Below are 11,978 nucleotides of genomic sequence, written 5' to 3'. Positions count from 1 at the left end.
GCGGTGCTGGCGAGGCGCGTGGCCGGTCGGTGTCTTGGCGTCTGGCTCGTCGAACCGAAAGGTCGGTGCGAGGTCAGGAAAGGCCGCGAGGATTTGATCGAGGGGAATTTGACGAGGCGCTTCCGCGATGCGCTCGCTTAGCCGCCTGTCGCTGCACGAGCCGGCAAGAGCGAGTCCTCGTAGCAGCATGTTGACCAGACGAGGAAGTGCCATTTGTAATGCCCTGGAATTTTGACAACATTGACATTCATTTCAATGTATGTAAACATCAAATTCGTGATTCAGGCGCAAAGGCAATGGCGGGCCGGGCGTCCTCCCAAGCACAGTCGACCGCAATCCGCCACCTCCTGCGTGTGATCAAGCAGGAAGAGTGCGGTCGACAAGATTCTACGATCGTGTGAGTTTTTCCTTGCGGCCAATTCTTTGGCGCAAGGGAGTTTACTTAGGGCGTTTCGAGGCTGCCGCGATGACGCCTAGTCTAATGATTTCGAGGTTTCTCACGAACCCTGGTCTTCCCCCGTCAGTGGGTCAGTCGCATTCCGGGTCGAGGGACGCCCGGTCGCATACATATTGAACCAGATCGCCCTGGTGATGCGCTTGCCGTGGTTCCAGAACCGATGCGGTCGGCGCGATTGAAATGATATGAAGTCGCCAGGCGAGGCGAGGTAGCTCGTTCCGTCGAGATCGACGGTCAGCTCGCCTTCTAGTATGTAGCCGAATTCTATGCCGGCATGCAGCATCTGGCGGCCGGAACTGCCTGTATCGGGCTCATATTCGTTTATCGTGACATAGACACCACGAGCCGGATCTTCCTTTAGAAGTCGCGTTCGAACATGGTGCTTGGCCTCTACGGCTGCCGAATCCGCCTTTCTCAGAACCACCTTCTCGCTCGCACCGTGACCCACGGGCACCAACTCGGCCATAGTCGCGTTCAAAGCGCTGGCGATGCTGATAAGGGTACCAATCGACGGTGCCGTCAGCCCACGCTCGAGCAAACTCAGCATCGAGGTGCTGACGTCGGTTTCCTGAGCCAAATCCTGAAGCTTCATGTTGCGTGCCGTCCGCAATTCACGGATCTTGGCGCCAACGATCGCCATCACGTCGGCAATCGGCGTCGGTCCCTCAGGTGGCGGCGTTGCGTCCTTTTCAGCGGTCGTCGTCTTTTTTCTCGGCATCAGTCCCAGTCCTAGGCCTTACAGGTGCGTGCAACGATCTCGGGCATTGTTGCGATGTGCATTTTTTCAATCTCATAAAATTCACTTGACGTTTATTAAATCGGAATGCAGTGTCGTTGCCAATCAGCACGTCGCCAGCGGGCGATTGCAATAAATCGGGAACATGTCGCCAACCGTTGTGGCGGTGGTGGATAAATAGTCGTGTTGCGCAACATGATGGTCGACTCAAAAAATAGCTCGCCAGATTGGCAACGTTGCAGGTGGACGAGCCCGTGTCCAGCGATGATGTCGTTTGCGCCTTAAGCGGGTCGCAGCGCTGCACCGAAAGTTAACCGAGACAGTTGGATTTAAGCCTTGAACGCAACGACTTCACCGCAGGCAAATCCCCGCATACGATCGTTGCGCAGCGTCCTCGGTCCCTGGATACAGGGATACGGCGTGTGGTTTGTCCTGGCCCTGGTCGTGGTCGCAGCGTCCATAGCGTCGCCCGAGTTCCGCAATGCCGACAATGCCGCGAACATTCTCAAGCAGTCCGCGGTCCTCGGCATTCTGGCCGTGGGTCAGACATTCGTGGTCGTCGCCGGAATGCTCGATCTTAGCGTCGGTATGGCCGCAGGCCTGGTGGTGGTTATCATCTGCGCGCTGACCGGTGCCAACTCGGCCTTTGTCGCGCCGGCGGTCGGTCTCATCCTGATCGGCGGCAGCGTGCTCGGTTTGATCAATGGCTATCTAATCGAAAAACTGCGGGTCCATTCCGTCATTTATACTTTTGGAATGTTGTCGATCCTGCAGGGCCTTATTTTCACCTATACCGACAGCACCGTCGGTACCGCTCCTGAATTTTTGAAAGAACTCTCCGGCGGCGATCTCTTCGGCTTCCCATTGGCCGCAATCATTCTGCTCGTTTTGGCGGCCAGCGCGCATTGGCTGCTCGAGCGCACGCGCTTCGGCTATCACCTCAAGGCGGCCGGCGGTAACCCTCAGAGCGCGACGCGCTCCGGTTTGAACGTCACGCGGTTGCGCATGCTGGCCTTCGGCATCTGCGGTCTGAGTGCAAGCGCAGCCGGACTGATGCTGGCAGGCCGTCTGGGGGCCGGATATCCGCTGGCTGGCGTGGGCTTGGAGTTGGATACCGTCGTCGCAGTCGTTCTCGGCGGGACCACGCTTGCCGGAGGGCGTGGCAACGTCATCAACTCGGTTGGAGGCGTCCTGGCGCTCACGGTGATGTCCAATGCGCTCAATCTCCTTGAAATATCGTCCTTTGTCCAAATGTTCCTAAAGGGTGCCATCGTCGTGCTTGCTATACTCGCCAACCGATCGGAGCAGAGGCAGTCATGAGTGTCGCAGCTGTTCGAAATGATCGTAAGCCGTGGTTCGCAAGCATTTCCAGCTATGGGATCTTCCTGGTGCTGGCGGCGGTCTATGCCATTGCCATCCTGAGCTCGCACGCATTCCTCAATCCGACATACATCTTCAACATCGTGCGGCAGGCAGCTCCGGTCGGTATCGCGGCAATCGGGGTAACCTACGTCATGATCCTCGGCGAGGTCGATCTGTCGGTCGGCGCCGTGATCTCAGCCGCGGTCTTGGTCGCGGCGGCTCTTATGAACGGCGATGCCTCGAACATTCCGTTGGCAATCATCGGGACCTGCCTCATGGGTGTAATCGTGGGGGGCATAAACGGCTTCCTGGTCGCCTACGGGCGGGTTTCTTCCTTCATCCTGACGCTCGGCACCGGCCTGGCGCTGTCGGGCCTTATACAGGTCTATTCGGGCGGCACCGCCAAGGGCGTCGTTTCGCCCGGGTTCCGCGAGTTCTTCAATTTCAGGGTGTCCGGCATGGTTCCAGTGCTGGCGATTGTCTTTCTTGCACTCGCTGTCATCGGTGCTCTCTATCTGCGCAGGAGCCAGTTTGGGCGGCGCCTGTATCTATGCGGCAGCAACAGGATGTCCGCCACGCTTTCGGGTCTTCCGGTGCGGCGCACCATTCTGGTCGCCTACATGTTTTCGGGTTTTTTCGGGGCGCTTGCGGGATTGGCTCTGGTTGCTCGCTCGGGCGTTTCTTCGACGCTTGCCGGGCAAGGCCTTGAGTTCCAGGTCCTGGCGGCCGTCGTTCTCGGAGGGACCACTTTCGACGGCGGGCGCGGCAATGTTGGCGGCACGATTGCGGGATGCCTTGTGCTGCTCATCGCGTTCAATCTGGTCAACGTCGCGGGACTGTCGTTCTACGCTCAGCTGATCGTCATGGGGGTCATCATCATCGCGGCCTCGACGATCCATGGAAGAGTGTCCGCGCGGTCGACGTGAGCAGGCCGGTCACCTTCGGAAGGCGCCGCGGCCGAACCCCTTCCGCCACACCGGGTAAGTGCCGAATGCCAGCACATGGCGCGGTCATCAGAACAGAAATTCTACCGCTTGCCGTTGGAGTATCGCCAAGATGAGCTCGAAAAATCTGCCCGGTTTCTTGGCTGACCCTCTGCTGAGCGTGCAGGGCATAACCAAACGCTACCCCGGCGTTGTGGCGTTGGAGGGGGTCGATTTCACGGCGCAGGCCGGCGAAATCCATGCTCTGGTGGGAGCCAACGGCGCGGGCAAATCGACACTGATGAACATCCTTTCCGGCGCCATTGTTCCTACGGAGGGGGCAATGAGTATCGGTGGCAAGACGGTTCGCTTTTCGTCACCGGCGGACGCCAAGGCCGCGGGCGTATCGACCGTCTACCAGGAATTCAGCCTCGTCCCGCAACTGTCTGTCGCCCGCAATATCTATCTCGGTCGCGAACCTTTGAACGCCTGGGGCGCGGTTGACGAGAAGAAGCTGTTACAATCGACCAAGGAGCTTTTCGACAAGCATCAGATCGATCTCAATCCGCGCTCAGAAGTGTGCGACCTGACTGTCGCCCAACAGCAAATGGTCGAGATTGCGCGAGCACTTTCGGTGTCGTCGAGGATCCTGATCCTCGACGAGCCGTCCGCCGTGCTGTCGCTGGCCGAACAGGAGAAGCTCTTCAAGATCATGCGGGCCCTCAAGGAAGCCGGGGTCCTGATCCTCTACGTGTCGCACCGTCTCGAGGAAATCATCGCGATGGCCGATCGGCTGACCGTGCTTCGCAATGGCAAGCTGGTCGCCACCCACACGGTGGCAGGCCTGAAGGTCTCCGACATCGTCAAGATGATGGTAGGTGGCGAAGTAGAGCGTTCATACCCGCGCGGAAACAAGGTTGCCGACGCCAAGCGCTACGAAATAACCTACCGGACCGGTCGGGGCGAGTCCCAGCTTACGTTGCATGCCGGCGAGGTCGTTGGTCTGGCCGGCCTTGTCGGGGCGGGACGAACGACGTTTGCAAGGGCTCTCGCCGGATCAAAGATGTCGAACGCATCCGTCCAGCTGCGCGTGGACGGCGCAACGCGTTCCTTCGTTTCGCCGGAGGAAGCGCTGAAGTCAGGTATTGTCTACCTTACCGAAGATCGTAAGAGGGATGGCATCTTCGCCAATCTTGGGTTAGTCACGAATGCCAGCGCGTCCTCGCTTCCTTCGGTTAGCGCGTTTGGTTTCATGAAGCCGCGCCAGGAAAGGAAATCGGCTGGAGATGTGCTCAAGCGACTGCGCTTGGTTGCCCGCGACCTCCAGGTGCCGATCTCGACGCTGAGCGGCGGCAATCAGCAAAAGGTACTGTTTGGCCGGGCAATCCTGGCCATGCCTAAACTGTTGATCTGCGACGAGCCAACCCGCGGTGTCGATGTCGGCGCAAAAGCCGAGATCCACGCCATCCTTCATGAAATGGCGGATCGCGGCTGCGCGGTTCTGATCATCTCGTCCGAAGTGGATGAATTGATGGTGACCAGCAGCCGTATCGTGGTGATGCGCGACTACCGTTTCCTACAGGAATTTGATGCCAGCGCGGCCACCGAACGCATGATCCTGGAAGTGGCTTCGAGCGGACGGGCCATCGAAGGTCAAGGCGTCCAGACGGTGCACTAGGGCCTTGCGACAGTGCGGTTCACAAGACATCGCCATAGGCCCCACGAATGATGAACGAACGGGTTCGACGCACCGTCTTCCCGAGCCCATGACGGGAATCGCACAGATGTCCGAGACCGAGTTCGACAAGGGGTCCAGGTTAGGCGCAGGCCTTGTACAATTGAGAGCATTGCTCCGATCGATGGCCTACCGATTGGAATGGGAAAGCGAGGGCGAGCTGGTGCTTTGCACCCCGCTGAGCGGCCGCAAGACGGCCGTTGCGCCGGAACACGTCGACTATGTTCTTTCCCGGCTGTTTTGTCCGTGACGGTGGTGTCCGCATGTGCTGCCGAACCTAAGCCTCGAATCTAGCAGAGGGCTTGATGGGCGAAGTTCATGTCAAGGTCGCGGACCGCAACGATGTCGACGGGATTCTTCGGCTGCAAGCGGCAAACCTCCATTCCGCGGGCGGAATGCTCTCAGCCGAATTTCCTCGGGCCTGGTTTGAGAGGTGGCTGGACGTCATGCCGGTGCTGGTCGCACGCGATGGGGTGAGCGTCGTGGGCTATCTCATATCCTCGACAGTAGCTGCCAACAGCGACGTCGGAATCGTACAAGCCATGCTGCGCGAGGTTGATCTGGAAGAGCAGCATTTCATCTATGGGCCGATCTGCGTTGACGAATATTACCGACGCAAGGGGATCGCGGCGGCGCTTTATAACAAGCTGCGGGAGATCCTTCCGGGAACGACCCCTATAACCTTCATCCGACGGGACAATTCGAAATCACTCGCGGCACATCTGGCCCTTGGAATGATTGAGGTCGCGACCTTCACGCACCTTGGCCGGGCCCACGCCATCTTGCAGGCGTCTGAGGCTTGAACGGTTATCCCTCACGGGCTGGTCCAGTTGCATAGCAGCGATCATCCAGCCACTCAAAGATCCATTTTTCGCTTGCCTCCCGTCCTCTTTGATACTACTAAATAGTATGTAAATAATATTCAATATGGTGAAGCCGATGAGTGGGACGACTGAAGGCGCGGTGCGCGTCATCGACAGTGCAGTTGACTGTCCTCGATTGCCAATCATCGTAGGGGAGGGAACCGCTGTTGCGGCGATGTGGCCGGGCAACGGCGCGAAATGGCGCACTTTCAATGTGCTGGATATCAAGGCGGGTTCGCAAACCATCGACCTGCAGCATCCATCCGATTCCGTCTACTACGTCAGGGCCGGGGCAGGTGTCGTAATCGACATTGCCACGGGGCGTGCCACCCAACTCGCCGAAGGCACCATGCTGCACATCGATCGAGGCGACGCTTATCGCTTCGAGGCGGCCAGCAATCACGATCTGTTGGTGATTGGTGGACCCTGCCCGGCTGACGAGCGCCTTTACCAGCACCTCAAGGGGGCCTGATCATGTCCGTTCGAGCTTTCGAAGAGGGTGATCCGGCGGTGCCTTTGTCGCTGATTCCGGAATTTGAGATCATCGATTTGGCGTCCGGCGCATGCACCGCGGATATGAAGCACTCAGCAGGCTCCATCTACTATGTCGATGACGGCGCCGGCGCTGTCATCGATGTGACCAAGGGCATCCAGACCCCTCTGTCGGAGGGAACGGTGGTGCATATTGAACGGCATAGCCGCTATCGGTTCGAGGCTGCCGACGATCAGCCGCTGGTGTTGATCGGCGGGCATGGGCCGACGAATTCAGGCGCGAACGAGCAACATCTCTAGGCGGTATCAAAATGGCCATCCGAGCGTTTCATCGCGACAATCCTTCCATGCGCTTGCCTTTGATCTCCAAGGACGCGCGGTTCATCATCTGGCCAGGCACCGACGCCTGGGTCGCAAATCTGAACTACGTCCTTCTGGAGCCAGGCGAAGCCAACAAGCCGCACGTTCACACGGAGTCTGAAGACACGATCTTCATCCTCGACGGCGAGGGAACCATTTACGACTATACCAACGACATCAGCCTGCCTTTCCATGCCGGCTGCGTAGTCCACGTACCGGTTGGCGTGAAGCATGCCGTCCACGCTGATCGCGGCAAGGGCATCGTCAGTGTCGGTGGTCCAAGCCCCGCTGATGTTCCATTGCTGAAAGCCGTCGGGGCGCTGCCAAAAGATGCGCTTCCTCCAGAATGAGCACGCTCGTCGCGGCAGCCCAGTTCACGGCCGAGCCTGGTCGCTGCGATGAGAATCGCACCCGGACCCTTCGGCTTGTCGAAGAGGCTGCGGGTCGTGGTGCGAACCTTGTCGTTTTGCCGGAGCTGGCCGTGTCCGGCTATACGCTCAGAGGCGAAATACTTTTTGCTGCGGCCGAGCCCTTGGATGGACCCACCTTGCGAGCATGGACGGATGCCGCCCAGAAGCATTCGCTGCTCATAGCGGGGGGCTTCTGCGAGGTTGAAGGAGACCGCCTGTTCAATTCAGCCGTGCTCGTCGGTCCGCAAGGCATGCTTCTGCACTACAGGAAGCTGCATCTCTTCGATCGCGAGAAACTGGTATTCGCCAGGGGCGACAAGGGTCTTGAGGTGGTCGATACGTCTATTGGCCGCATCGGCATGTGCGTCTGTTACGACCTGCGCTTCGTCGAGGTCATGCGCGCGCTGGCTCTTGCGGGTGCCGATATCGTCGCCGTGCCGACGGCCTGGGTCGGAGGTTTCGACAAGGTTCCGCGCGACGGCGACGGGCTGATCGGGCAGGCGCGGGGCGCGATCGTCCAGGCAAATCTCAACCAGACCTATGTGGTTTGCGCATCGCAGGGCGGTAGCGCGGACGAGATCAATTTCCTGGGGTCATCGCTTATCTGTGATCCCTATGGCGCCCTTCTGGCCGGCCCGGCGTCGGATGACATCGAGGAAACCATCATCGCGCCGATCGACATCGCGAATGTGCAGAAGGCCCAGCTTCGCAGCGATCTGATCAGGCCGCGGGCGGACCGGCGGACCGATGTCTACGGGTTGAAGCTAGGCGACCGGAATCTCTAGTCAGTAACACCAAGGAAAAGGACCGCGTCCATGAAAATCACCGATATGTCCCATCTCATGAACGTGCATACCCCTGGATGGGTCGGCTATGCCGGGAACAAGATGTACTATGCGCAGAACCTGCAGACGATCCACATCGTTGCACAGCGCATCGATTCCGCTCTCCACGTCGGCACTCATATCGACGGCGCGATGCATGGCACGGACGGCATGGGCGACATGGCGTCCTACCCGCTGGACTTCCTTTGCGGTCCCGGCGCCGTGGTCGACGTATCACAACATATGGAAGACTGGGCGGTCATCACCCCGGAGATGATCGAAAGCGCTCCGGTCGAAGTGAAGGATGGCGACATCCTGATCATTCACACCGGCTGGCATCGCTATTGGGAAGGCAAGCCACAGCAGGATCTGGTGAAGTACTTCTGCATGCATCCGGGCGGCAAGCAGGAGCTGCTGGACTGGATGCTCAAGAAGAAGATCAAGTGGTTCGGCATCGATTGCGGTTCGGGCGACCATGCCATGAACACCACAATCCGCCGCATGCGTCCCGACCTGGCTCGCCAGTTCGAGGAAAAGGTCGGCATGAGCTGCGACGAGTTCTTCGGCAAGAACAGCTACACGCACAAGCGCTCCGGCCGCAAGGTCGTGGAGGATTACTTCCCCTTCCATTCGCAGGCGTTCCAGGAAGGTCTGATCCACGCAGAGAATGTGGGCGGCGACATCGAGCTGCTGTTGAACCAGCGCGGCATCATCGGTGCCTTCCCGTGGCGTTATGAGGGCCTCGAGGCCTGCCCGTGCCGCATCGTTTGCTTCCAGGGCGTGGAAGAGAACGTGGAGGCTGTGGGCGACGTCGCAAAGGCAATCTTTGGACCTCGCCAGATCGCTTCCGGCATGATGTCCGGCGGCCCTGACGGACGCTGAGGGCCGGATCATGCTGATCGGTGCCAACGATCTGGGCGCGATGTCGCCTGAGCAGCGGCGCGTCTATGACCAGATCGCGTCGGGACCTCGCAAGGACGTGCCGCTGCCCTTTCTTGCGATGCTCGACGCCCCGCATCTGGCGGATTCGATCCAAGCGGTAGGTTCGGCAATCCGGTTCTCCGGCGCCTTGGCTGACGACCTTCGCGAGGTGGCTATCTTGGCCGCGGCGGCCGCGTTCGGCTCCGGCTACGAATGGGGCTATCACGAGCGGATTGCCAAAAGCATGGGCATGCGAGACGACTGGCTCGCGGCGTGTCGTACCGGTAAGGTGAGCGGCCTCGACGACAGCAACGTCGCCGCGATCGTGGAAACGTGCTGGACGGCAATCAAGGAACGCAGGGTTCCCCCCGAGCGTCTTGCCCATCTCGCGCAATCGCTTGGCCGCGGCGCAGCGAGCGAGGTGGTTGCGATATCGGGCTACTATCCGTTGCTGGCGTTGTTTTTGTCGGCGGGGGAATTGGACTCGGCCATCTGATTGATCCGCATCTCCCCCTCCGGGTACTTCGCTCAACGCATATCCCGGCGGGGGCCTAGCCCCCATCCTTGTGCGCCTGGCATTGCCAGGGGGCCTTGGTCGGCTTTTACCGCACCTAGGGAAATCGCTAATGACAAACGCTCGCCTGGCCCGCCCGCCGCAGGATATCGCTGAGAGCAGTTCCCCAGCGCGAACGACTCGGGCCGGCCTGAGCGTCGAAAAAAGGCTGCACGACTTTGTCGCTCGGGAAGCGGCTCCCGGCACAGGTATCGACCCGGAAAAATTCTGGGAGGGCTTGTCGGCGATTGTCCGCGACCTTTCGCCGAAAAGCCGCGCCTTGCTCGCCAAGCGCGACGCCATGCAGGAAAAGCTCGACGGCTGGTATCGCGCGAATGGCGCGCCAATCGACATGGCGGTCTACAAGAATTTCCTGAAGGAGATCGGCTATCTGGTGCCGGAAGGCCCGGCCTTCAGCGTCTTGACGGAGCACGTCGATCCCGAGATCGCCGTCGTCGCCGGGCCGCAGCTGGTCGTGCCGGTGATGAACGCGCGCTATGCGCTGAACGCCGCCAATGCACGCTGGGGCTCGCTCTATGACGCGCTCTACGGCACCGACGCCATCCCCGAGACTGGCGGCGCTGAGAAGGGCAAGGGGTTCAATCCCAAACGCGGTTCGAAAGTTGTCGCCTGGGTGAACGCCTTTCTCGACGGCGTCGTCCCGCTGGCGTTCGGCGCGTGGCGGGACGTGAACGGTTTGTCGGTTGCCGGTGGGGAACTTTCGGTCGCAATAACTGGCGGCTCGCGCGTCAGGCTCGCAACCAGTACGAAGTTTGTTGGCTATTCGGGCCAACCGGACAGGCCGATGTCCGTGCTGCTTCGAAACAATGGCCTTCATATTGAGATAGTGGTCGATGCGTCGTCAGCCGTAGGTCGAGCGAACCCTGCAGGCATTGCGGACGTAATCGTCGAATCTGCCGTCACGACGATCCAGGATCTCGAGGATTCCATCGCTGCTGTCGATGCCGGAGACAAAGTTGCAGCCTACCGCAACTGGCTCGGCTTGATGAAGGGCGATCTGACGGAAGAGATCACGAAGGGCGGCAGGAGTTTCGTGCGTTCGCTCAACCCGGACCGCCGATATACCGCACCCGACGGCGGCCAGCTGCTGCTGCCGGGCCGCTCCTTGATGCTGGTCAGGAATGTCGGCCACCTGATGACCAATCCGGCGATCCTCGACCGCGACGGCCACGAGGTGCCGGAAGGCATCATGGACGCGGCCATCACCGCGCTGATCGCGCTGCACGACGTCGGCGACAACGGCCGCCGTGCGAATTCCCGCGCCGGCTCGATGTATGTGGTGAAGCCCAAGATGCACGGGCCGGAAGAGGTCGCTTTCGCCGTCGAGATCTTCGACCGCGTCGAGGCGCTGCTCGGCATGGCCAGGAACACCATCAAGATGGGCATCATGGACGAGGAGCGGCGCACCACCGTCAACCTCAAGGAGGCGATCCGCGCCGCTAGGGAACGCGTTGTGTTCATCAACACCGGCTTCCTCGACAGGACAGGCGACGAGATCCACACCTCGATGGAAGCCGGCCCGATGATCCGCAAGGGCGACATGAAACAGGCCGCCTGGATTTCCGCCTACGAGGCCTGGAATGTCGACACCGGGCTGGAATGCGGGCTCGCCGGCCATGCCCAGATCGGCAAGGGCATGTGGGCGATGCCGGATTTGATGGCGGCGATGCTCGAACAGAAGATCGCCCACCCGAAGGCCGGCGCCAACACCGCCTGGGTGCCTTCGCCGACGGCCGCGACGCTGCATGCCACGCATTATCACAAGGTGGATGTGCACGCCGTGCAGGCGGCGCTGAAGAGCCGGCCGAAGGCCAAGCTCGACGACATATTGTCGGTGCCGGTCGCCGTGCGGCCGAACTGGACGCCGGACGAGATCCAGCGCGAGCTCGACAACAATTCGCAGGGCATCCTCGGTTACGTCGTGCGCTGGATCGACCAGGGCGTCGGCTGCTCGAAGGTCCCCGACATCAACGATGTCGGCCTGATGGAGGATCGCGCCACGCTGCGCATCTCCTCGCAGCACATCGCCAACTGGCTGCGCCACAAGGTGTGCACATCTGACAAGGTCATGGAGACCATGAAACGCATGGCGGCGGTTGTCGATCGCCAGAACGCCGGCGACCCGCTTTACCGGCCGATGGCTCCCGATTTCGACAATTCCGTCGCCTTCCAGGCGGCGTGCGATCTGGTGTTCAAGGGAACGAGCCAGCCAAACGGCTATACCGAGCCGGTGCTGCACAAGCGGCGGCTGGAGGCGAAACAGAGCTTGCCGCCACAATGAGCAAGGAAGGCGACACGGCGCAGGCAGCTGCCGAAGCTGG

General features: G+C 60.3%; 14 protein-coding genes. 12 read left to right on the top strand and 2 right to left on the bottom strand.

Translation table 11 applies throughout. The annotated features are described in order from the left end of the window. Together QU595_RS26510 and QU595_RS26505 are read right to left on the bottom strand one after the other, a co-directional pair. A partial coding sequence (locus tag QU595_RS26510) for a hypothetical protein (RefSeq protein ID WP_315927633.1) occupies positions 1-213 on the bottom strand: 213 nt, incomplete at its 3' end. A 284-nt stretch (positions 214-497) separates the two neighbouring features. Continuing rightward, a complete protein-coding gene (locus QU595_RS26505) occupies positions 498-1,175 on the bottom strand; it encodes a helix-turn-helix domain-containing protein (protein ID WP_315927631.1) in 678 nt (225 codons plus the stop codon). A 438-nt stretch (positions 1,176-1,613) separates the two neighbouring features. Here QU595_RS26505 and QU595_RS26500 point away from each other — a divergent pair, with 438 nt between their 5' ends. The 12 genes from QU595_RS26500 to QU595_RS26445 all read left to right on the top strand — a co-directional run bounded on the left by QU595_RS26500 (position 1,614) and on the right by QU595_RS26445 (position 11,938). Further along, entirely contained in the window at positions 1,614-2,513 is a 900-nt protein-coding gene (locus tag QU595_RS26500) for an ABC transporter permease (protein WP_315927629.1), read from the top strand. Then, positions 2,510-3,481: an ABC transporter permease gene (locus QU595_RS26495; RefSeq protein ID WP_315927627.1), complete on the top strand. Its 972-nt coding sequence runs from the start codon at positions 2,510-2,512 to the stop codon at positions 3,479-3,481. Before QU595_RS26500 ends, QU595_RS26495 begins: the two co-directional genes overlap by 4 nt. Before the next feature lie 130 nt (positions 3,482-3,611). Further along, positions 3,612-5,156 (top strand): sugar ABC transporter ATP-binding protein, encoded by a 1,545-nt coding sequence (locus tag QU595_RS26490; protein WP_315927626.1) that lies wholly within the window; start codon positions 3,612-3,614, stop codon positions 5,154-5,156. A 106-nt stretch (positions 5,157-5,262) separates the two neighbouring features. Continuing rightward, positions 5,263-5,463: a hypothetical protein gene (locus QU595_RS26485; protein WP_315927623.1), complete on the top strand. Its 201-nt coding sequence runs from the start codon at positions 5,263-5,265 to the stop codon at positions 5,461-5,463. Between the two features lie 55 nt (positions 5,464-5,518). Further along, on the top strand, positions 5,519-6,016 hold the full coding sequence (locus QU595_RS26480) for a GNAT family N-acetyltransferase (RefSeq protein ID WP_315927621.1): 498 nt from the start codon (positions 5,519-5,521) through the stop codon (positions 6,014-6,016). Between the two features lie 136 nt (positions 6,017-6,152). Continuing rightward, positions 6,153-6,548: a hypothetical protein gene (locus tag QU595_RS26475; protein ID WP_315927619.1), complete on the top strand. Its 396-nt coding sequence runs from the start codon at positions 6,153-6,155 to the stop codon at positions 6,546-6,548. A 2-nt stretch (positions 6,549-6,550) separates the two neighbouring features. Further along, a complete protein-coding gene (locus QU595_RS26470) occupies positions 6,551-6,868 on the top strand; it encodes a hypothetical protein (RefSeq protein ID WP_315927617.1) in 318 nt (105 codons plus the stop codon). 11 nt (positions 6,869-6,879) lie between these two features. Beyond that, positions 6,880-7,278 (top strand): cupin domain-containing protein, encoded by a 399-nt coding sequence (locus tag QU595_RS26465; protein ID WP_315927615.1) that lies wholly within the window; start codon positions 6,880-6,882, stop codon positions 7,276-7,278. Beyond that, positions 7,275-8,123: a nitrilase-related carbon-nitrogen hydrolase gene (locus tag QU595_RS26460; RefSeq protein WP_315927613.1), complete on the top strand. Its 849-nt coding sequence runs from the start codon at positions 7,275-7,277 to the stop codon at positions 8,121-8,123. The genes QU595_RS26465 and QU595_RS26460 overlap by 4 nt, the downstream gene beginning before the upstream one ends. Before the next feature lie 30 nt (positions 8,124-8,153). Then, a complete protein-coding gene (locus tag QU595_RS26455) occupies positions 8,154-9,044 on the top strand; it encodes a cyclase family protein (RefSeq protein ID WP_315927611.1) in 891 nt (296 codons plus the stop codon). Between the two features lie 10 nt (positions 9,045-9,054). Continuing rightward, positions 9,055-9,579, top strand: coding sequence for a carboxymuconolactone decarboxylase family protein (locus QU595_RS26450; protein WP_315927609.1), 525 nt, complete (start codon positions 9,055-9,057; stop codon positions 9,577-9,579). 130 nt (positions 9,580-9,709) lie between these two features. After that, on the top strand, positions 9,710-11,938 hold the full coding sequence (locus tag QU595_RS26445) for a malate synthase G (RefSeq protein WP_315927607.1): 2,229 nt from the start codon (positions 9,710-9,712) through the stop codon (positions 11,936-11,938). The last annotated feature ends 40 nt before the right edge of the window (positions 11,939-11,978 follow it).

Source organism: Mesorhizobium sp. SP-1A, assembly GCF_032460275.1.
GTDB lineage: Bacteria > Pseudomonadota > Alphaproteobacteria > Rhizobiales > Rhizobiaceae > Mesorhizobium.
Note: the sequence above shows the minus strand (reverse complement) of the source record. Positions and strands in the feature narration are given on the sequence as shown.